At 54.8% G+C, this 17542-nt stretch carries 31 protein-coding genes; 1 reads left to right on the forward strand and 30 read right to left on the reverse strand.

The window, feature by feature from the left end:
- Positions 1-506 precede the first annotated feature (506 nt).
- From rplQ to rpsJ, 28 genes are all read right to left on the reverse strand, one after another.
- Positions 507-890, reverse strand: a complete 384-nt coding sequence (rplQ, locus tag AB5Y47_RS03685; RefSeq protein ID WP_005307999.1) for a 50S ribosomal protein L17 — start codon at positions 888-890, stop codon at positions 507-509.
- 43 nt (positions 891-933) lie between these two features.
- On the reverse strand, positions 934-1923 hold the full coding sequence (gene rpoA, locus AB5Y47_RS03690) for a DNA-directed RNA polymerase subunit alpha (RefSeq protein WP_005307997.1): 990 nt from the start codon (positions 1921-1923) through the stop codon (positions 934-936).
- Between the two features lie 25 nt (positions 1924-1948).
- Positions 1949-2569: a 30S ribosomal protein S4 gene (gene rpsD / locus AB5Y47_RS03695; RefSeq protein ID WP_010672568.1), complete on the reverse strand. Its 621-nt coding sequence runs from the start codon at positions 2567-2569 to the stop codon at positions 1949-1951.
- 39 nt (positions 2570-2608) lie between these two features.
- Positions 2609-2998, reverse strand: coding sequence for a 30S ribosomal protein S11 (rpsK, locus tag AB5Y47_RS03700; protein ID WP_005319702.1), 390 nt, complete (start codon positions 2996-2998; stop codon positions 2609-2611).
- 14 nt (positions 2999-3012) lie between these two features.
- Positions 3013-3369, reverse strand: a complete 357-nt coding sequence (gene rpsM, locus AB5Y47_RS03705; protein WP_005307991.1) for a 30S ribosomal protein S13 — start codon at positions 3367-3369, stop codon at positions 3013-3015.
- 139 nt (positions 3370-3508) lie between these two features.
- A complete protein-coding gene (rpmJ, locus tag AB5Y47_RS03710; protein ID WP_005319705.1) occupies positions 3509-3622 on the reverse strand; it encodes a 50S ribosomal protein L36 in 114 nt (37 codons plus the stop codon).
- Between the two features lie 27 nt (positions 3623-3649).
- Entirely contained in the window at positions 3650-4978 is a 1329-nt protein-coding gene (secY, locus tag AB5Y47_RS03715; RefSeq protein WP_010672567.1) for a preprotein translocase subunit SecY, read from the reverse strand.
- A gap of 8 nt (positions 4979-4986) precedes the next feature.
- Positions 4987-5424, reverse strand: a complete 438-nt coding sequence (gene rplO / locus AB5Y47_RS03720) for a 50S ribosomal protein L15 (protein WP_005307987.1) — start codon at positions 5422-5424, stop codon at positions 4987-4989.
- Positions 5425-5426: 2 nt separating this feature from the next.
- Positions 5427-5606, reverse strand: coding sequence for a 50S ribosomal protein L30 (gene rpmD, locus AB5Y47_RS03725; protein ID WP_005307985.1), 180 nt, complete (start codon positions 5604-5606; stop codon positions 5427-5429).
- A gap of 6 nt (positions 5607-5612) precedes the next feature.
- Positions 5613-6113 carry a 30S ribosomal protein S5 gene (gene rpsE, locus AB5Y47_RS03730; protein ID WP_005340605.1) on the reverse strand — a complete coding sequence of 167 codons (501 nt, stop codon included), beginning with the start codon at positions 6111-6113 and terminating at the stop codon, positions 5613-5615.
- 14 nt (positions 6114-6127) lie between these two features.
- Positions 6128-6481 (reverse strand): 50S ribosomal protein L18, encoded by a 354-nt coding sequence (gene rplR, locus AB5Y47_RS03735; protein WP_010672566.1) that lies wholly within the window; start codon positions 6479-6481, stop codon positions 6128-6130.
- Between the two features lie 9 nt (positions 6482-6490).
- The gene (gene rplF / locus AB5Y47_RS03740; RefSeq protein WP_010672565.1) at positions 6491-7024 is read right to left on the reverse strand and encodes a 50S ribosomal protein L6; all 534 of its coding nucleotides are present in this window, start codon (positions 7022-7024) and stop codon (positions 6491-6493) included.
- A gap of 13 nt (positions 7025-7037) precedes the next feature.
- Entirely contained in the window at positions 7038-7430 is a 393-nt protein-coding gene (rpsH, locus tag AB5Y47_RS03745) for a 30S ribosomal protein S8 (RefSeq protein WP_010672564.1), read from the reverse strand.
- 19 nt (positions 7431-7449) lie between these two features.
- Positions 7450-7755 carry a 30S ribosomal protein S14 gene (rpsN, locus tag AB5Y47_RS03750; protein WP_005331161.1) on the reverse strand — a complete coding sequence of 102 codons (306 nt, stop codon included), beginning with the start codon at positions 7753-7755 and terminating at the stop codon, positions 7450-7452.
- Between the two features lie 10 nt (positions 7756-7765).
- On the reverse strand, positions 7766-8305 hold the full coding sequence (gene rplE, locus AB5Y47_RS03755; protein ID WP_005331162.1) for a 50S ribosomal protein L5: 540 nt from the start codon (positions 8303-8305) through the stop codon (positions 7766-7768).
- A 13-nt stretch (positions 8306-8318) separates the two neighbouring features.
- A complete protein-coding gene (gene rplX / locus AB5Y47_RS03760) occupies positions 8319-8636 on the reverse strand; it encodes a 50S ribosomal protein L24 (RefSeq protein WP_005307977.1) in 318 nt (105 codons plus the stop codon).
- Between the two features lie 11 nt (positions 8637-8647).
- Positions 8648-9016 carry a 50S ribosomal protein L14 gene (gene rplN / locus AB5Y47_RS03765; protein ID WP_005307975.1) on the reverse strand — a complete coding sequence of 123 codons (369 nt, stop codon included), beginning with the start codon at positions 9014-9016 and terminating at the stop codon, positions 8648-8650.
- A 148-nt stretch (positions 9017-9164) separates the two neighbouring features.
- Complete coding sequence (gene rpsQ / locus AB5Y47_RS03770) at positions 9165-9413, reverse strand: 30S ribosomal protein S17 (protein WP_005307966.1); 249 nt, start codon at positions 9411-9413, stop codon at positions 9165-9167.
- Positions 9413-9604 carry a 50S ribosomal protein L29 gene (gene rpmC / locus AB5Y47_RS03775; protein WP_005307965.1) on the reverse strand — a complete coding sequence of 64 codons (192 nt, stop codon included), beginning with the start codon at positions 9602-9604 and terminating at the stop codon, positions 9413-9415. Before rpmC ends, rpsQ begins: the two co-directional genes overlap by 1 nt.
- Positions 9604-10017 carry a 50S ribosomal protein L16 gene (rplP, locus tag AB5Y47_RS03780; RefSeq protein ID WP_010672562.1) on the reverse strand — a complete coding sequence of 138 codons (414 nt, stop codon included), beginning with the start codon at positions 10015-10017 and terminating at the stop codon, positions 9604-9606. The genes rpmC and rplP overlap by 1 nt, the downstream gene beginning before the upstream one ends.
- Before the next feature lie 13 nt (positions 10018-10030).
- The gene (rpsC, locus tag AB5Y47_RS03785) at positions 10031-10744 is read right to left on the reverse strand and encodes a 30S ribosomal protein S3 (protein ID WP_005331168.1); all 714 of its coding nucleotides are present in this window, start codon (positions 10742-10744) and stop codon (positions 10031-10033) included.
- 3 nt (positions 10745-10747) lie between these two features.
- Positions 10748-11092, reverse strand: coding sequence for a 50S ribosomal protein L22 (gene rplV, locus AB5Y47_RS03790; protein WP_010672561.1), 345 nt, complete (start codon positions 11090-11092; stop codon positions 10748-10750).
- Positions 11093-11102: 10 nt separating this feature from the next.
- Complete coding sequence (rpsS, locus tag AB5Y47_RS03795) at positions 11103-11381, reverse strand: 30S ribosomal protein S19 (RefSeq protein WP_005307960.1); 279 nt, start codon at positions 11379-11381, stop codon at positions 11103-11105.
- Positions 11382-11403: 22 nt separating this feature from the next.
- A complete protein-coding gene (gene rplB, locus AB5Y47_RS03800) occupies positions 11404-12225 on the reverse strand; it encodes a 50S ribosomal protein L2 (protein ID WP_010672560.1) in 822 nt (273 codons plus the stop codon).
- Positions 12226-12240: 15 nt separating this feature from the next.
- Positions 12241-12540 (reverse strand): 50S ribosomal protein L23, encoded by a 300-nt coding sequence (gene rplW, locus AB5Y47_RS03805; RefSeq protein ID WP_342690021.1) that lies wholly within the window; start codon positions 12538-12540, stop codon positions 12241-12243.
- Positions 12540-13145, reverse strand: a complete 606-nt coding sequence (gene rplD / locus AB5Y47_RS03810; RefSeq protein ID WP_005340616.1) for a 50S ribosomal protein L4 — start codon at positions 13143-13145, stop codon at positions 12540-12542. The genes rplW and rplD overlap by 1 nt, the downstream gene beginning before the upstream one ends.
- A gap of 17 nt (positions 13146-13162) precedes the next feature.
- Positions 13163-13795, reverse strand: a complete 633-nt coding sequence (gene rplC / locus AB5Y47_RS03815) for a 50S ribosomal protein L3 (RefSeq protein WP_010672559.1) — start codon at positions 13793-13795, stop codon at positions 13163-13165.
- A 22-nt stretch (positions 13796-13817) separates the two neighbouring features.
- On the reverse strand, positions 13818-14129 hold the full coding sequence (rpsJ, locus tag AB5Y47_RS03820) for a 30S ribosomal protein S10 (RefSeq protein WP_005307944.1): 312 nt from the start codon (positions 14127-14129) through the stop codon (positions 13818-13820).
- A 354-nt stretch (positions 14130-14483) separates the two neighbouring features.
- On the opposite strand from rpsJ, the gene AB5Y47_RS03825 reads away from it, so the two are divergent.
- Positions 14484-15398 carry a DMT family transporter gene (locus tag AB5Y47_RS03825; RefSeq protein ID WP_049636697.1) on the forward strand — a complete coding sequence of 305 codons (915 nt, stop codon included), beginning with the start codon at positions 14484-14486 and terminating at the stop codon, positions 15396-15398.
- A gap of 36 nt (positions 15399-15434) precedes the next feature.
- On the opposite strand, the gene envZ is transcribed toward AB5Y47_RS03825, so the two are convergent.
- Together envZ and ompR are read right to left on the reverse strand one after the other, a co-directional pair.
- Positions 15435-16745: a two-component system sensor histidine kinase EnvZ gene (envZ, locus tag AB5Y47_RS03830; protein WP_010672557.1), complete on the reverse strand. Its 1311-nt coding sequence runs from the start codon at positions 16743-16745 to the stop codon at positions 15435-15437.
- Positions 16742-17461, reverse strand: coding sequence for a two-component system response regulator OmpR (ompR, locus tag AB5Y47_RS03835; RefSeq protein WP_010672556.1), 720 nt, complete (start codon positions 17459-17461; stop codon positions 16742-16744). Before ompR ends, envZ begins: the two co-directional genes overlap by 4 nt.
- Positions 17462-17542 lie beyond the last annotated feature (81 nt).

Genomic DNA, 17542 nt, shown 5'->3' on the forward strand with positions numbered 1-17542 from the left:
TTACGAGGCTTTTTCGAGGCACCGACTGACTTGTTTGCGTTGCCGCTTGCCCTGTCGATGGAGGCGCATTATAGGGAGCGAATTCGTTCTGGCAACCCCTCCTCTGCAATAAAATTGCAAAAATCGGTACTTTTTTAGTTATTCATGTCCAAGCACAGCTTTTATACAGGCTTATCCACAGGAGAAGCCCTCAACGGCACTACAGCAGCCACACGCCATGACTCACGGCCTGCTTAATACGTCAGATGGACAATGACATTGCCCTACTCTGGGCTATGTAACACGAACCGCTGTCGTTCAGGTAGAGATAAAGACTTAATATAGAGACTATTGAAAAATCATCGCTCACTTACAAAGTAAGGCAGTAGAGGCAGTAGAGGCAGTAGAGGCAGTAGAGGCAGTAGAGGCAGTAGAGGCAGTAGAGGCAGTAGAGGCAGTAGAGGCAGTAGAGGCAGTATCAGAATCCACCAAAAGAAAAGCCGGGACAAGCCCGGCTTTTTCTTTTATCACTCAGCAGCTGCTTCAGCAGCGGCCGGGCGGTCTACCAGCTCAATGTAAGCCATAGGAGCGTTGTCGCCAGCACGGAAACCGCATTTCAGAATGCGAGTATAACCGCCGGCGCGCTCCAGGTAGCGCGGGCCCAGTTCATTGAACAGCTTAGCCACGATCGCGTTATCGCGAGTACGGGCAAATGCCAGGCGACGATTAGCAACGCTATCAGTCTTGGCAAGGGTGATCAGCGGTTCAACTACACGACGCAGCTCTTTTGCCTTAGGCAGAGTCGTCTTGATGATCTCATGACGAACCAGGGAGCTGGCCATGTTGCGGAACATAGCCTGACGATGGCTGCTGTTCCGGTTCAGTTGACGACCACTCAAACGATGGCGCATGACCTTATCCTTCTAACTAAATCTGTGAAACCCGTAATCTGGATTACTCGTCAGCGATGCTGGCGGGCGGCCAGTTCTCAAGGCGCATGCCAAGAGACAGACCACGGGAGGCCAACACGTCCTTGATCTCAGTCAGGGACTTCTTACCGAGGTTAGGAGTCTTAAGCAACTCAACTTCGGTACGCTGTACCAGATCACCAATATAGTGGATAGCTTCTGCCTTCAGACAGTTCGCTGAACGAACTGTCAGCTCCAAATCATCGACAGGACGCAGCAGAATCGGATCAAACTCGGGTTTCTCTTCTTTCTTCTCGGGCACGCTGACATCGCGCAGATCCACGAAGGCTTCCAGTTGCTCTGCCAGAATAGTGGCTGAACGACGGATGGCTTCTTCCGGATCCAGAGTACCATTGGTCTCCATGTCGATAACCAGCTTGTCCAAGTCGGTGCGCTGTTCCACACGTGCCGCCTCGACATTGTAGGCGATGCGAACGATGGGGCTGAACGCGGAGTCCAGCAGCAGGCGACCGATAGGACGCTCTTCATCATCGTTGTGAACACGAGCAGAAGCAGGCACATAACCACGACCGCGCTGAACTTTCAGGCGCATGCTGATCTCAGCATTTGCACCAGTCAGGTGGCAGATTACGTGCTCCGGGTTTACGATCTCGACTTCATCACCGTGAGTGATATCACCAGCGGTAACGGGGCCTGTTCCAGACTTGGTCAGGGACAGAGTTACCTCGTCCTTGCCTTCCAGCTTCACAGCGATACCTTTCAGGTTGAGCAGGATTTCAAGAATGTCTTCCTGTACACCTTCTTTGCTGCTGTACTCGTGCAGTACTCCGTCGATCTCGACTTCAGTAACCGCACAACCGGGCATAGATGACAGCAAAATACGACGCAGGGCATTGCCCAGCGTGTGGCCAAAGCCACGCTCAAGCGGCTCGAGAGTCACTTTCGCGTGAGTCGGGCTAACTTGCTCGATGTCAACTAGCCGCGGTTTAAGAAAATCTGTTACAGAACCCAGCATTGTGTCCTCTCTTTAGAAGCTAGCTTTACTTGGAGTAAAGCTCGACGATCAGCTGTTCGTTAATGTCGGCAGACAGGTCGGAACGCTCCGGCAGGCGCTTGAAGGCACCTTCCATCTTAGCAGCGTCAACCTCTACCCAAGTCGGCTTCTCGCGCTGACCAGCAACTTCCAGGGAAGCTTTGATACGCGCTTGCTTCTTAGCCTTCTCGCGAACGCAGATCACGTCCTCAGGGGATACCTGGAAAGAAGGAACATTCACAACGCGGCCGTTTACCATGATGGCTTTGTGGCTCACCAGCTGACGAGATTCAGCACGAGTGGCGCCGAAGCCCATGCGGTAGACGACGTTGTCCAGACGACCTTCCAGCAGCTGCAACAGGTTTTCACCGGTGTTACCCTTTTGACGGGCAGCGTCGCGGTAGTAGTTGCGGAACTGTTTTTCCAATACGCCGTAGATACGACGTACTTTTTGTTTCTCGCGCAGTTGCACACCGTAGTCGGACAGACGCGCTTTACGCGCACCGTGTTGACCAGGAACGGTGTCAATCTTGCACTTAGAATCAATCGCACGAACACCAGACTTCAGGAAGAGGTCGGTGCCCTCACGACGGCTAAGCTTAAGCTTAGGACCGATATATCTTGCCATCTTCTTTCTCCAACAATCCTAGACCAAGTAGCTACAGCGTTACACGCGGCGCTTCTTGGGAGGACGACAACCGTTGTGCGGGATCGGAGTCACATCAGTAATGTTAGTGATGCGGAAACCAGCCGCGTTCAGAGCGCGGATGGAAGACTCACGACCGGGACCCGGACCTTTGACCATGACTTCCAGGTTCTTCACGCCGTATTCTTTGGCGATCTCACCAGCACGCTCAGCAGCTACCTGGGCAGCAAACGGAGTGGACTTACGGGAACCACGGAAACCGGAACCACCAGAGGTAGCCCAAGACAGAGCATTGCCCTGACGGTCAGTAATGGTCACGATTGTGTTGTTGAAAGATGCATGAACGTGCGCAATACCGTCGCTCACTTGCTTTTTAACGCGCTTGCGAGCACGAGTCGGAGTTTTAGCCATTTTCTACCTTCCCGTTACTTCTTGATAGCCTTGCGCGGACCCTTACGGGTACGAGCGTTGGTCTTGGTACGTTGACCACGAACAGGCAGGCTACGACGGTGACGCAAACCACGGTAGCAACCCAGATCCATCAATCGCTTGATGTTCATGGAAATCTGACGACGCAGGTCACCTTCAACGGTGAATTTACCTACTTGTTCACGCAGACTCTCGATCTGAGCTTCGTCCAGGTCTTTAATTTTCACATTCTCAGCGATACCGGCTGCGGCACAGATTGCCTTGGAGCGGGTACGACCGACGCCATAAATAGCAGTCAACGCAATGACTGCATGTTTATGGTCAGGAATGTTAATGCCAGCGATACGGGCCACTATTCACTCCTACATATAGTAGATAACGACCACCACAAAGCCCGTGAGCGGATACGTGGCGGTCAACCAATACACAACAAAAGTTGGCTGGCTATATTAGCCAGCACAACTATTTGTTGCAAGTACTAACCGTAAAAAATTAGCCTTGGCGCTGTTTATGCTTTGGCTCGCTGCAAATCACACGCACCACACCGTGACGCTTGATGATTTTGCAGTTACGGCAGATTGCCTTAACGGAAGCACGAACTTTCATTGCTTAACTCCGTAACTACGCCGACCTTTAGCGGCCGTAGCCCTTCAGGTTGGCCTTCCTCAGGACGTCGCCATATTGATGAGACATCATATGGGTTTGAACCTGAGCCATGAAGTCCATGATAACTACCACGATAATCAGCAGCGAGGTGCCACCGAAGTAGAACTGTACGTTCCAGGCAGTCATCAGGAACTGGGGTACCAGACAGATAAAGGTAATATAGAGCGCACCTGCCAATGTCAGGCGAGTCATAACCTTATCGATGTAACGTGCTGTCTGCTCGCCCGGGCGGATCCCCGGGATAAAGGCTCCACTCTTCTTCAGGTTATCTGCTGTCTCGCGGGGGTTGAACACCAGCGCGGTATAGAAGAAGCAGAAGAAGATAATGGCTGCTGCATAGAGCATCTCGTACAAGGGCTGACCCGGCTGCAGGACCATAGAGACCTGTTGCAGAATGTCAGCGATCTTGCCCTCGCCCTGACCAAACCAGGAGGTAATGGTACCCGGGAAGAGGATGATGCTGGATGCGAAAATCGCAGGAATCACACCGGCCATATTCACTTTCAACGGCAGGTGTGTGCTTTGCGCAGCGAATACCTGGCGGCCTTGTTGACGCTTGGCATAGTTAACGACGATACGACGCTGACCACGCTCCACGAACACCACAAAGTAAGTCACAGCGAAAACAATCAAGCCCAGCAACAACAACAGCAGGATGTGCAATTCCCCTTGACGTGCCTGTTCGGCCGTAGCGCCAATGGCATGAGGCAGACCGGCGACGATACCTGTGAAGATAATCAACGAGATACCATTACCAATCCCACGCTCGGTAATCTGTTCACCCAACCACATCAAGAACATGGTACCGGTGACCAGACTCACAACGGCTGTGAAATAGAAGCCCAAACCCGGATGAGTCACGAGTCCTTGCATCATATTCGGCAGACCTGTTGCAATACCAATGGCCTGGAACGTTCCCAAAACCAGCGTGCCCCAACGGGTATATTGGCTAATCTTGCGACGGCCGGATTCACCTTCTTTCTTGAGTTCAGCAAGAGCAGGGTGAACCACAGTCAGCAACTGGATAATGATCGACGCCGAAATGTACGGCATGATCCCCAGTGCAAGAATAGAAGCACGCGAGAGTGCACCACCACTGAACATGTTGAACATCTCAATGATGGTGCCCTTCTGTTGTTGGAACAACTCGGCCAGTACGGCGGCGTCAATACCAGGGATCGGCACATAAGAGCCTGCACGGAACACGATAATTGCCCCGAGAACGAAGAGCAGACGGCTCTTCAGTTCGCTCAGACCACCTTGTGCTTTAACATCCAATCCTGGTTTCTTAGCCATTGTACTGATTATTCCTCGATTTTACCGCCAGCGGCCTCGATGGCTGCACGTGCACCCTTGGTGACGGACAGACCACGAACGGTCACAGCACGGTCAATGTTGCCAGACAGAACAACTTTAGCGAACACGATGTTTTTGGTAATAACACCGGCTTGCTTCAGAGTGCTCACGTCGACCACATCACCTTCTACCAGGGCGATTTCGTTCAGGCGCACTTCGGCAGAAACCAAAGATTTGCGAGAGAAGAAACCGAACTTCGGCAGACGGATTTTCAAAGGCATCTGGCCGCCTTCGAAACCGTTGCGGACCTTGCCGCCACCGGAACGAGAGGTTTGACCTTTAACACCACGACCACCGGTCTTGCCCAGACCAGAACCGATACCACGGCCCGGACGGTGCTTGACGCGCTTGGAGCCAGCGGCCGGAGACAGAGTATTCAGACGCATGCTTAGCCCTCCACCTTAACCATGTAATAAACCTGGTTGATCATGCCGCGTACGCAGGGAGTATCTTCCAGCTCAACGGTGTGACCAATGCGACGCAGACCCAGACCACGCAGAGTCGCCTTGTGCTTTGGCAGACGGCCGATAGAGCTGCGAGTTTGAGTTACTTTTACAGTGTTAGCCATGTCGCATTACCCCAGAATTTCTTCAACGCGCAGACCACGCTTGGCCGCGATCTGTTCCGGTGATTGACCGTGAACCAGAGCGTCGACAGTTGCGCGAACAACGTTGATTGGGTTGGTGGAACCGTAGGTCTTGGCCAGCACGTTGTGGATACCAGCAACTTCCAGTACGGCACGCATGGCGCCGCCTGCAATGATACCAGTACCTTGGGAGGCCGGCTTCATGAACACGGTGGAACCAGAGTGAACGCCACGCACCGGGTGGTGCAGGGTGCCGTTGTTCAGCTCAACCTTGTTCAGGTTACGCTTAGCCTGTTCCATCGCCTTTTGAATGGCGGCCGGAACTTCACGGGCCTTACCGTAACCGTAACCTACACGGCCGTTACCATCACCCACCACGGTCAACGCGGTGAAGGACATGATACGACCACCTTTAACAGTTTTCGAAACACGGTTTACTGCAATGAGCTTTTCTTGCAGTTCGCCGGCTTGAGATTCGACTTTAGCCATCTTCGACTCCTAGCTTAGAACTGAAGACCAGCGTCACGAGCAGCGGCAGCCAGAGCGGCTACACGACCGTGATACTTGAAACCGGAACGATCGAAAGATACGTTCTGAACGCCTTTGGCAATAGCACGCTCAGCGATAGCCTTACCTACAGCGGTAGCAGCATCTGCGTTACCGGTGTATTTCAGAGCTTCACTGATGGCTTTCTCTACTGTGGAAGCAGAGGCCAGAACTTCGGAACCGTTGGCTGCAATAACCTGCGCATAGATATGACGCGGGGTACGGTGAACAACCAGACGGGTAGCTCCCAGTTCCTGCATCTTTTTCCGAGCACGAGTAGCACGACGGAGACGAGCTGCTTTCTTGTCCATAGTGTTACCTTACTTCTTCTTAGCTTCTTTAGTACGCACTTGCTCGTTGGCATAGCGTACACCCTTGCCCTTGTAGGGCTCCGGAGCGCGGTAAGCACGGATATCGGCGGCGACTTGGCCAACCAGCTGCTTGTCCACACCACGCAGAACGATCTCGGTGGCGGACGGACATTCAGCGGTGACACCAGCCGGCAGCGCATGCTCTACCGGGTGAGAGAAGCCCAGTGCCAGCGCAACAGCATTGCCCTTGATGGAGGCTTTGTAACCTACACCAACCAGCTGCAGCTTGCGCTCGAAGCCTTGGGTAACACCGACTACCATGTTGTTGACCAATGCACGGGCAGTACCGGCCTGAGCGTCAGCACCAGCGATGCCGTCGCGCGGGGCGAACTTCAGTACATTGTCTTCTTTGGTCACTTCTACACCGGCGTGGATGGAACGAACCAGGGAACCCTTGCCACCTTTGATGGACAGTTCTTGGCCGTTCAGAGTCACCTCTACGCCAGCAGGAATAGTGACGGGTGCCTTAGCAACGCGAGACATTTCCGACCTCCTATTAAGCGACGTAGCAGATGATCTCACCACCCATGCTTGCCTTGCGGGCAGCACGGTCGGTCATCACACCTTTAGACGTGGACACGATAGCAACACCGAGACCGCCCATGACTTTCGGCAGATCAGTAGTGCGCTTGTAAATACGCAGGCCGGGACGGCTCACGCGTTGGATCAGTTCTACAACCGGCTTGCCCTGGAAATACTTCAGTTCGATTTCCAGTTCCGGTTTCACGTCACCAGCTACGTTGTAGCCAGCGATGTAACCTTCTTCTTTCAGCACTTTGGCGATAGCCACTTTCAGCTTGGAAGAAGGCATGGAAACCGCAACTTTGCTCGCCGCCTGACCGTTACGGATGCGGGTCAGCATATCCGCGATCGGATCTTGCATGCTCATAGTCTAACTCCCGAGATTCTTACCAAGAGGCCTTTTTGAGGCCCGGAATTTCGCCCTTCATGGCATGCTCACGCACCTTGATGCGAGAGAGGCCAAACTTCCGCAGGAAACCGTGCGGACGACCAGTGATGTTGCAACGGTTACGCTGGCGGGACGGACTGGAATCACGGGGCAGCTGTTGCAGTTGCAAGACAGCATCCCAACGCGCTTCTTCAGAAGCGTTCATATCAACGATGATAGCTTTCAGCTCGGTACGCTTGGTCGCGAACTTGGCTGCCAGCTTCGCACGCTTTGCTTCACGTGCTTTCATGGATGTTTTAGCCATAACCCTAACCTTACTTGCGGAATGGGAAGTTAAAGGCAGCCAGCAGAGCACGGCCTTCTTCGTCGGTATTCGCGGAAGTGGTGATGGTGATATCCAGACCACGGACGCGATCGACCTTGTCATAGTCGATTTCCGGGAAGATGATTTGCTCACGCACGCCCATGGAGTAGTTACCACGGCCATCGAACGCCTTGGCGTTCAGACCACGGAAGTCACGGATACGCGGTACGGAGATGCAAATCAGCCGTTCCAGGAACTCCCACATACGCTCGCCACGCAGGGTTACTTTACAACCTATCGGGTAGCCTTCACGAATCTTGAAGCCCGCAACAGATTTGCGTGCTTTGGTGATCAGCGGTTTCTGACCGGAAATGGCAGCCATATCGGCAGCAGCATTTTCCAGCAACTTCTTGTCAGAGATCGCTTCACCAACACCCATGTTCAGGGTGATTTTCTCGATCCGAGGGACTTGCATGATAGTCTTGTAACCGAACTGCTTGGACAGTTCATTTACTACATCGGATTTGTAGTAATCATGCAGTTTCGCCATCGTTAAACTCCAATTACTTCACAAGTTCGCCGGTGGATTTGAAGAAACGGACTTTCTTGCCGTCTTCAATCCGGAAACCAACGCGGTCAGCCTTGCCAGTGGCAGAGTTGAACAGCGCGACGTTAGATACATCGATGGGGGCTTCTTTGGTGACGATGCCGCCAGCCTGACCCAGTGCGGGTACCGGCTTTTGGTGTTTCTTCACCTGGTTGATGCCTTCCACGATTACCTTACCTTTTGCAATCAGGACTTGAGTGACTTTGCCACGCTTGCCCTTGTCTTTGCCGGTAAGAACAATTACTTCGTCTTCGCGACGGATTTTAGCTGCCATCGTTCGACTCCTTACAGTACTTCGGGTGCCAGGGACACAATCTTCATGAACTTCTCGTTACGGAGTTCACGGGTCACCGGGCCAAAAATACGAGTACCGATTGGCTGTTGGTTGTTGTTAAGCAACACAGCCGCATTGTTGTCGAAACGGATGACAGAGCCGTCCGGACGACGAACGCCTTTACGGGTGCGTACGACCACCGCGTTATACACATCACCTTTCTTCACTTTACCGCGAGGAATGGCTTCCTTGATGGAAACCTTGATGATGTCGCCGATGCCGGCATAACGGCGGTGCGAACCACCCAGAACCTTAATACACATTACACTGCGAGCGCCGGAGTTGTCGGCAACACCCAGCATACTTTGCATCTGGATCATCTTAGTGCTCCGCTTTGTTTACTTCTTATCCCTGATGGGATCTGGCTGCCTTCAAAAGGCGCGAAACTATAACACAGCTATTTTTGAAAAGGTAGCCTAAAAAACAAACGGCCCCGATGGGGGGCCGTTTGGGCTAAAAAGTACCGAATTAGGCCTTTTCTACGACAGCAACCAGGGTCCAGGACTTGGTCTTGGACAGCGGGCGGCACTCGCGGATTTCCACGAGATCGCCAGCCTTGCACTCGTTGTTCTCGTCATGCACGTGCAGCTTGGTAGTACGCTTGATGATCTTACCGTAGATCGGGTGCTTTACCTTGCGCTCGATAGCGACGGTGATGGACTTGTCCATCTTGTCGCTAATTACACGACCTTGCAGAGTACGGATCTTGTCAGTCATTACGCACCTGCCTTCTCAGTCAGTACAGTCTTGATACGTGCGACGTCACGACGCACTTGTTTCAGAGTGTGAGTCTGAGCCAGCTGGCCGGTGGAAGCTTGCATGCGCATGTTGAATTGCTCACGCAGCAGACCCAGCAGCTCCTGGTTCAGTTCTTCGACGCTCTTTTGACGCAGATCTTGGGCTTTCATCACATCACCGTCTTAATTACGAAAGTGGTCTGAACAGACAGCTTAGCTGCGGCCAGGGCAAACGCTTCACGCGCCAGAGCCTCAGGTACACCATCCATCTCGTACAGAACCTTGCCAGGCTGGATCGGGCAAACCCAGTATTCCACGTTACCCTTACCTTTACCCATACGAACTTCGAGGGGCTTTTCGGTGATGGGCTTGTCCGGGAACACACGGATCCAGATCTTGCCTTGACGCTTAACGTGACGGGTCATGGCACGACGGGCTGCTTCGATTTGACGAGCAGTCAGTTGACCACGAGATGTCGCCTTCAGGCCAAAGGTACCGAAGGATACTTCGTTACCGGCATTGGCCAGACCGCGGTTACGACCCTTGTGGGTCTTGCGGAATTTAGTACGCTTAGGTTGCAACATTTACCGAATCTCCTTACTTGGCAGCGCGGCGCTTGTTGTCACGCTTGGGCTTCGCAGGAGCTTGCTCTTGAGCAGCGGCAGCATTGACTGCAGCCAGACCGCCCAGAACTTCGCCCTTGAAGATCCAAACTTTAACGCCGATCACACCGTAAGTGGTGTGGGCTTCAGAAGTTGCGTAGTCGATGTCGGCGCGCAGGGTGTGCAGGGGCACACGACCTTCACGGTACCATTCGGTACGCGCGATTTCAGCACCGCCCAGACGACCGGAAACTTCCACTTTGATGCCCTTGGCACCCAGGCGCATGGCGTTCTGTACGGCGCGCTTCATAGCACGACGGAACATTACGCGACGCTCCAGCTGGGAAGTGATGCTGTCGGCAACCAGTTTGCCATCCAGCTCCGGCTTGCGGACTTCGGAAATGTTGATCTGAGCAGGCACGCCAGCGATTGCGGCTACAGCTTTGCGCAGTTTTTCAACGTCTTCGCCTTTCTTGCCGATCACGACACCCGGACGAGCGGTGTGAATGGTCACACGGATGCTCTTGGCCGGACGCTCGATAGTGATCTTGGACAAGGAAGCGTTTTTCAGCTCCTTGGTCAGGAACTGGCGTACTTGGAAATCGCTGTACAGGTTGTCAGCGAAGTCTTTGGTGTTCGCGAACCAGGTAGAATTCCAAGGCTTGGTAATACCCAGGCGAATGCCATTAGGATGTACTTTCTGACCCATTGCTTATCTCCCAGCCTTAGCGTCGGATACCACTACAGTGATGTGAGCGGTACGCTTGAGGATACGATCCGCGCGACCTTTGGCACGCGGGCGGATGCGCTTCATGGAGGGACCTTCGTCTACCATGATGGTGGCAACACGCAGGGTGTCGATATCGGCACCTTCGTTGTGCTCAGCGTTGGCAATGGCAGATTCCAGCACTTTCTTCACCAGAACAGCAGCCTTTTTCGGGCTGAAGGTCAGGATGTTCAGAGCCTTGTCTACGGACAGACCACGTACTTGATCGGCTACCAGACGAGCTTTCTGGGCAGAAGTACGGGCATAACGGTGTTTAGCGATAGCTTCCATCATTTATCCCTTAGCGCTTCTTAGCCTTCTTATCAGCAGCATGGCCGCGATAAGTACGAGTCGGTGCGAATTCACCCAGTTTGTGACCGATCATTTCTTCGGTAACGAAAACCGGAACGTGCTGACGACCATTATGGACAGCGATGGTCAAACCGATCATGTTCGGGATGATCATTGAACGACGGGACCAGGTCTTAACCGGCTTTTTATCCCCGCTTTCCACCGCTTTCTCTACCTTCTTCAGCAAGTGCAGGTCGATAAATGGACCCTTCTTGAGAGAACGTGGCATGGTGATTCCTCTATGTTAACAATTACTTGTTACGACGACGTACGATGTACTTGTCGGTACGCTTGTTCTTACGGGTCTTGAAGCCCTTAGCCTTCTGGCCCCATGGGGACACAGGCTGCATGCCCTTGTTACGACCCTCACCACCACCGTGCGGGTGATCAACCGGGTTCATCGCCATACCGCGAACGGTCGGACGAATACCACGCCAGCGGTTAGCACCGGCTTTACCCAGTTGACGCAGCATGTGCTCGGAGTTACCCACTTCACCGATGGTAGCGCGGCACTCGGCCAGAACTTTACGTACTTCGCCGGAACGCAGACGCAGAGTTACATAGTTACCTTCACGAGCCAGGATCTGGATGAAAGTACCAGCGGAACGAGCCAGCTGGGCACCTTTACCAGGCTTCATCTCAACGGCGTGAACGGTAGAACCGACCGGGATGTTGCGCATCGGCAGGGTGTTACCTACCTTGATGGCAGCATCAGCACCAGAGGCGATTGCATCACCAGCTTTCAGGCCTTTCGGAGCCAGGATGTAACGACGCTCACCGTCTGCATACAGCACCAGGGCGATGTTTGCGGTACGGTTAGGATCGTATTCCAGGCGCTCAACTTTGGCCGGAATGCCGTCTTTGTCGCGCTTGAAGTCGATCAGACGGTAGTGTTGCTTGTGACCACCACCGATATGACGAGTGGTGATACGACCGTTGTTGTTACGGCCACCGGACTTGCTTTTGCTGTCCAGCAGAGCGGCGAAGGGCTTGCCCTTGTACAGCTCTTGGTTGACGATCTTGACGACGTGGCGGCGGCCCGGAGAAGTAGGCTTGCACTTAACGATTGCCATTTTTCAGAACTCCTCTTACTCGGCTGCGCCCATGAAGTCGATGTCCTGACCAGCTTTCAGGGTCACATAAGCCTTTTTCCAATCGGAACGACGGCCTACGCGTGCACCTGCGCGCTTGGTCTTACCCTTCATGTTCAGGGTACGGACGGTCTCAACTTCGACCTCGAACAGTTTCGCAACTGCAGCTTTGACTTCCGCCTTGGTGGCATCAACAGCAACTTTGAACACGATAGTGTTCTGCTTTTCTGCGACCATGGTGCTCTTTTCAGAGATGTGCGGAGCCTTCAGAACTTTCAGCAGACGCTCTTCACGGATCATGCCAGCATCTCCTCGATTTGCTTAACTGCGTCAGCAGTCATCAGAACCTTGTCGAAAGCGATCAGGCTGACCGGGTCGATACCGGCAACGTCACGCACGTCAACTTTGTACAGGTTACGAGCAGCCAGGAACAGGTTCTCATCGACTTCAGCAGTCACGATCAGAACGTCAGTCAGTTCCATTTCTTTCAGCTTGGCGATCAGTTCTTTGGTCTTCGGCGCTTCGATGCCGAACTTCTCAACAACGATCAGGCGCTCTTGACGTACCAGCTCGGACAGGATGCTACGGATAGCGCCGCGGTACATCTTCTTGTTTACTTTCTGGCTGTGATCTTGCGGCTTAGCAGCAAAGGTCACACCACCGGAACGCCAGATGGGCGAACGGATGGAGCCAGCACGGGCACGACCAGTACCCTTCTGACGCCACGGCTTTTTGCCGCCACCAGACACTTCAGAGCGAGTCAGCTGCGCACGAGTACCCTGACGGGCACCAGCGGCATATGCAACGACAACCTGGTGAACCAGAGCTTCGTTGAATTCGCGCCCGAAGGTAGTCTCGGAAACTTCAAGAGCGCTCTTGGCGTCTTTCATTACCAATTCCATTACTATCTCCTCAGACGTTACGCTTTGACGGCAGGTTTGACGATCACGTTGCCGTTGGTTGCACCCGGTACTGCGCCTTTGATGAGCAGCAGGTTGCGTTCAGCGTCAACACGAACCAGTTCCAGGTTCTGAGTCGTTACACGCTCAGCACCCATGTGACCAGCCATCTTCTTGCCCTTGAATACACGGCCCGGGGTCTGGTTTTGACCGATGGAGCCAGGTACACGGTGGGACAGGGAGTTACCGTGGGTCATATCCTGGGTACGGAAGTTCCAGCGCTTAACAGTACCGGCAAAACCTTTACCCTTGGATGTGCCGGTAACGTCTACCAGCTTAACGTCAGCGAGAAGATCTACTTTCAGCTCGCTACCAACAGTGAAAGTTTCACCGTTGTTCAGGCGGAATTCCCACAGACCGCGACCGGCTTCTACACCAGCTTTGGCGAAGTGGCCAGCTTCCGGCTTGGTTACGCGGCTGGCTTTCTTGGCGCCAGTGGTAACCTGAATAGCGTTGTAGCCGTCGGTTTCTACAGATTTGACCTGAGTTACACGGTTAGCTTCAACTTCGATAACAGTCACCGGGATAGAAACGCCATCTTCAGTGAAGATGCGAGTCATACCCACTTTGCGACCTACAAGACCGATTGTCATTGTTATCAACCTCTTTCCGTAATTAACCCAGGCTGATCTGGACGTCTACACCAGCTGCCAGATCCAGACGCATCAGAGCGTCAACGGTCTTGTCAGTCGGTTCAACGATGTCTACCAGACGCTTGTGAGTGCGGATCTCGTACTGATCACGCGCGTCTTTGTTGACGTGCGGGGAGATCAGAACGGTGAAACGCTCTTTGCGAGTCGGCAGCGGGATAGGACCGCGAACCTGCGCGCCAGTGCGCTTAGCAGTTTCAACGATTTCCGCAGTGGATTGATCGATCAGGCGATGATCAAAAGCCTTCAGGCGGATACGGATTCTTTGGTTCTGCATTGACAGAGCTCCAATAGATAAAAGAACATAAATCAACACCGCCCGACCGGGACTACTCCCGCCAGAGGTGTGATTTTTCACGTTTCCTCCCATATCGGGAGGACTGTATGGCTGGCAACTCGTAAACGGGAAGCTCAGCAAGCAGACATATCGTCTGGCTGCCTCATGGGCAAGCGGAGGGGATTATACGGATTTTTTCCACTCACGCAAGTGAAGGCGGACAGATTGTGCGCAATGTTGTGTGGCAGATGGATCTCCCTGCGATCGGCCCATCGCCCTCGGCAAGATGGTAACGACAATGTTGCAAACAGGCTGATAGACTGCGCCCTCGCCCCAGTTTGCGGAACGCATCCCATGCTCAAGAATCAGAAGAAAGCCTACCAGTACGGGCTCTGTGCCGTCGCCCTCTGGTCCACGGTGGCCAGCGCCTTCAAGATCTCCCTCGCCTACTTTGAACCGGTACAGCTGCTGCTGGTCGCGGCCTGCACCTCGACCCTGACCCTGGGGGTGATCGTGGCCTGTCAGGGCAAACTGCCGCTACTGCTCGACTACATCAAGAGTCGCCCCCTCTACTACCTCGCTCTCGGGGTCCTGAACCCCTTCCTCTATTACCTGCTGCTGTTCAAGGCATATGATCTGCTGCCCGCCCAGCAGGCACAGACTCTCAACTACACCTGGGCCATCACCCTCAGCCTGCTGGCCGTTCCCTTCCTCGGTCAAAAGCTGCGCCGCCGCGATGGCGTCGCCATCGTGCTCGGCTATTTCGGCGCCCTGGTGATCGCCACCAGGGGGGACGTGTTCGGTCTACAGTTCGACAGCCCCCTCGGCGTCACGCTGGCGCTGGTGTCGACCCTGATCTGGGCCGGTTACTGGATCCTCAACACCCGCAATCAGGGGGATCCCGTCGTCAGCCTGCTGCTCGGCTTCCTCATCAGCCTGCCCTTCATCATCGTGGCGACCTGGTTGCTCTCGGACTTTGCCATGACCGCCTGGCAGGGATGGGCTGGCGCCATCTATGTGGGGCTGTTCGAGATGGGCTTCGGTTTCGTGCTCTGGCTGATGGCCCTGCGCCACGCCACCAACACAGCCCCCATCAGTAACCTCATCTTCATCTCGCCGTTTGCCTCTCTGGTGCTGCTCAACCTGTTGATCGGCGAAACCATTCACCCGGCAACCCCCATCGGGTTGGCTCTCATCGTCGCCGCCCTGCTTATCCAGCAACTCAAATATGGCAAGCGCTACCGCAAGGTGAGCGACCCCCACCCCTGACAGACAAAAGGGCGCATCTCTCGATACGCCCTGCTTTCAATCCATCCACTCCAGCGGCTGGTTCTTGGGTAGCCGGATCTCCACCTGCAAGCCCCCCAGTTCGGAGCGCCCCAACCTGATGGTGCCGTGATGCTGGGAGACTATCTTGGCAACGATGGCCAGCCCCAGCCCGCTGCCGCCACCGGTGCGCGCCACATTGCCCTGGGTGAAGGGCTTGAGCACCCGGGAGTAGTCCTCTTCTGCGATCCCCGGGCCATTGTCGGAGAGTCGCAGCCGCACCCAGTGGCCATCATCCCTGAGCTCGGCCTGCAACCGGGTCGCGCCATAGCGCAGGGAGTTGCCCGACAGATTGTTGAGGATACGGCGAATGCTGATGGGATGGCAGGCCACACGCACCGCCTCCTCCGGCAGGAGCAGCTCCACTTCCAGTCCCTGATCGGTCTGCATCAGCAACGCATCGTGAATGAGCTGGGTCAGGTCGACGGGCCGGGCATCGAGCCCCTCGTTCGGGCGAATGTAGTCGATGAACTGATCAATGATACCGTTCGACTCATCGATGTCCGCATTGATGCTCTCCTTGAGGTACTCATCCCCCGAGGACATCATCTCGGTCGCGAGACGAATGCGGGTGAGAGGGGTGCGCAAATCGTGGGATACCCCGGCCATCATCAGGTTGCGCTCCTCGATCAGCCCCTTGATGGAGCTCGACATGTGGTTGAAGGTGCGGGTCAGGCGGCGCACCTCCCGCGAGCCCTGCTCCCCCAGGGCATCGGGAAAGTTGCCGCGCGCCACCGCCACGGCCCCCGCTTCCAGATCCTCCAGCGGTCGCACCAGCTGACGGGCAAAACGCCAGGCTGCAAACAGGGTCACCACCAGCAAGACGCTCATATAGAGGATGAGCGGTTCGATGTCGTCATCTTCAATTTCAGTCAGGGGAATGCGCACCCACATCTGGCTGGCCTGGGGAGGCTGGATCCAGATGATGTAGTGATCCTGGATTTCAACTCTGACCCTGGTATCCCCTTTCAATTCGCGGCTGATGCTCTGCTCCAGATAGGGGTAGGGCTTGGAATCATTCAGCCCGTGCTGCTCCGCCTCGCTCTGGGTATAGATGTCGCTGCCAGTGGTCACATAGACCAGCGCCTCGGCATCTTCACTGAGCGCCAGCTGGTTGTTGTCCACCGGAAAGATGAGTTTGACCTGGTTTGCCAGCAGGTGGCTGATCTGCTTGACGGTCGGCGCCAGCAGGTAGTTGTAGAAGGTAACGTAGGAGACGACTTGATAGACCACCAGCACGGCAGCCAGAAACCAGAGCATACGGGAGAACATGCTGCCCACTTTCTTCATGCGTTCTCACCGTCCGGTACGAACACATACCCCAGACCCCAGACGGTCTGCAGATAGCGAGGCTGGGCCGGGTCCTGTTCCAGCAGGCGGCGCAGGCGGGAGACCTGCACATCAATGCTGCGCTCGGTGGCCGTGTACTCGCGACCACGGGCCAGGTTCATCAGCTTGTCACGGGAGAGCGGTTCGCGAGGATGACTCACCAGCACCTTGAGCACGGCGAACTCCCCGCTGGTCAGGGCAACCGGTTCGCCATCACGGCTCAGTTCACGGGTCGCCAGATTGAGCTGGTAGGCCCCGAAACTCACCATCTTCTCAGCCGCGGAAGGGGCGCCGGGCAGCTCCACGGTATGGCGGCGCAGCACGGCGCGGATCCGGGCCAGCAGCTCACGGGGGTTGAACGGCTTGGGCAGATAATCGTCGGCCCCCATCTCCAGACCGACGATGCGATCCACTTCGTCCCCCTTGGCGGTGAGCATCAAGACAGGGATCTGGTTGCCGGCCTCGCGCAGGCGGCGGCAGATGGAGAGGCCGTCTTCCCCCGGCAGCATCAGATCAAGCACCATCAGGCTGAAGTTTTCACGCGTCAGCAGGCGATCGGCCTGCTCCCCGTTGGCGACACCTCGCACTACAAACCCCTGCTCGGTGAGGTAGCGCTCCAGCAAGGAACGCAGTTTCAGATCGTCGTCCACCACCAGGACCTTGTATTGCTGACTCATTGCCACCTCTCTTTTCTGTCTCCCCTCATACTAGAGCCGCCCCCTGCAACCACAAAGCATAAATATGTTACCGGTTATTGC

The sequence above is a fragment of the Aeromonas sp. R7-2 genome (assembly GCF_040908105.1).
GTDB classification, from domain to species: Bacteria; Pseudomonadota; Gammaproteobacteria; order Enterobacterales; family Aeromonadaceae; genus Aeromonas; species Aeromonas caviae.

Excerpts from the sequence above, each read along its gene's own strand:
- rplQ (WP_005307999.1), bottom strand. The coding sequence starts at position 890 with ATGCGCCATCGTTTGAGTGGTCGTCAACTGAACCGGAACAGCAGCCAT.
- rpoA (WP_005307997.1), bottom strand. The coding sequence starts at position 1,923 with ATGCTGGGTTCTGTAACAGATTTTCTTAAACCGCGGCTAGTTGACATC.
- rpsD (WP_010672568.1), bottom strand. The coding sequence starts at position 2,569 with ATGGCAAGATATATCGGTCCTAAGCTTAAGCTTAGCCGTCGTGAGGGC.
- rpsK (WP_005319702.1), bottom strand. The coding sequence starts at position 2,998 with ATGGCTAAAACTCCGACTCGTGCTCGCAAGCGCGTTAAAAAGCAAGTG.
- rpmJ (WP_005319705.1), bottom strand. The coding sequence starts at position 3,622 with ATGAAAGTTCGTGCTTCCGTTAAGGCAATCTGCCGTAACTGCAAAATC.
- secY (WP_010672567.1), bottom strand. The coding sequence starts at position 4,978 with ATGGCTAAGAAACCAGGATTGGATGTTAAAGCACAAGGTGGTCTGAGC.
- rplO (WP_005307987.1), bottom strand. The coding sequence starts at position 5,424 with ATGCGTCTGAATACTCTGTCTCCGGCCGCTGGCTCCAAGCGCGTCAAG.
- rpmD (WP_005307985.1), bottom strand. The coding sequence starts at position 5,606 with ATGGCTAACACTGTAAAAGTAACTCAAACTCGCAGCTCTATCGGCCGT.
- rpsE (WP_005340605.1), bottom strand. The coding sequence starts at position 6,113 with ATGGCTAAAGTCGAATCTCAAGCCGGCGAACTGCAAGAAAAGCTCATT.
- rplR (WP_010672566.1), bottom strand. The coding sequence starts at position 6,481 with ATGGACAAGAAAGCAGCTCGTCTCCGTCGTGCTACTCGTGCTCGGAAA.
- rplF (WP_010672565.1), bottom strand. The coding sequence starts at position 7,024 with ATGTCTCGCGTTGCTAAGGCACCCGTCACTATTCCTGCTGGCGTAGAG.
- rpsH (WP_010672564.1), bottom strand. The coding sequence starts at position 7,430 with ATGAGCATGCAAGATCCGATCGCGGATATGCTGACCCGCATCCGTAAC.
- rpsN (WP_005331161.1), bottom strand. The coding sequence starts at position 7,755 with ATGGCTAAAACATCCATGAAAGCACGTGAAGCAAAGCGTGCGAAGCTG.
- rplE (WP_005331162.1), bottom strand. The coding sequence starts at position 8,305 with ATGGCGAAACTGCATGATTACTACAAATCCGATGTAGTAAATGAACTG.
- rplX (WP_005307977.1), bottom strand. The coding sequence starts at position 8,636 with ATGGCAGCTAAAATCCGTCGCGAAGACGAAGTAATTGTTCTTACCGGC.
- rplN (WP_005307975.1), bottom strand. The coding sequence starts at position 9,016 with ATGATCCAGATGCAAAGTATGCTGGGTGTTGCCGACAACTCCGGCGCT.
- rpsQ (WP_005307966.1), bottom strand. The coding sequence starts at position 9,413 with ATGACTGACAAGATCCGTACTCTGCAAGGTCGTGTAATTAGCGACAAG.
- rpmC (WP_005307965.1), bottom strand. The coding sequence starts at position 9,604 with ATGAAAGCCCAAGATCTGCGTCAAAAGAGCGTCGAAGAACTGAACCAG.
- rplP (WP_010672562.1), bottom strand. The coding sequence starts at position 10,017 with ATGTTGCAACCTAAGCGTACTAAATTCCGCAAGACCCACAAGGGTCGT.
- rpsC (WP_005331168.1), bottom strand. The coding sequence starts at position 10,744 with ATGGGTCAGAAAGTACATCCTAATGGCATTCGCCTGGGTATTACCAAG.
- rplV (WP_010672561.1), bottom strand. The coding sequence starts at position 11,092 with ATGGAAGCTATCGCTAAACACCGTTATGCCCGTACTTCTGCCCAGAAA.
- rpsS (WP_005307960.1), bottom strand. The coding sequence starts at position 11,381 with ATGCCACGTTCTCTCAAGAAGGGTCCATTTATCGACCTGCACTTGCTG.
- rplB (WP_010672560.1), bottom strand. The coding sequence starts at position 12,225 with ATGGCAATCGTTAAGTGCAAGCCTACTTCTCCGGGCCGCCGCCACGTC.
- rplD (WP_005340616.1), bottom strand. The coding sequence starts at position 13,145 with ATGGAATTGGTAATGAAAGACGCCAAGAGCGCTCTTGAAGTTTCCGAG.
- rplC (WP_010672559.1), bottom strand. The coding sequence starts at position 13,795 with ATGACAATCGGTCTTGTAGGTCGCAAAGTGGGTATGACTCGCATCTTC.
- rpsJ (WP_005307944.1), bottom strand. The coding sequence starts at position 14,129 with ATGCAGAACCAAAGAATCCGTATCCGCCTGAAGGCTTTTGATCATCGC.
- AB5Y47_RS03825 (WP_049636697.1), top strand. The coding sequence starts at position 14,484 with ATGCTCAAGAATCAGAAGAAAGCCTACCAGTACGGGCTCTGTGCCGTC.
- envZ (WP_010672557.1), bottom strand. The coding sequence starts at position 16,745 with ATGAAGAAAGTGGGCAGCATGTTCTCCCGTATGCTCTGGTTTCTGGCT.
- ompR (WP_010672556.1), bottom strand. The coding sequence starts at position 17,461 with ATGAGTCAGCAATACAAGGTCCTGGTGGTGGACGACGATCTGAAACTG.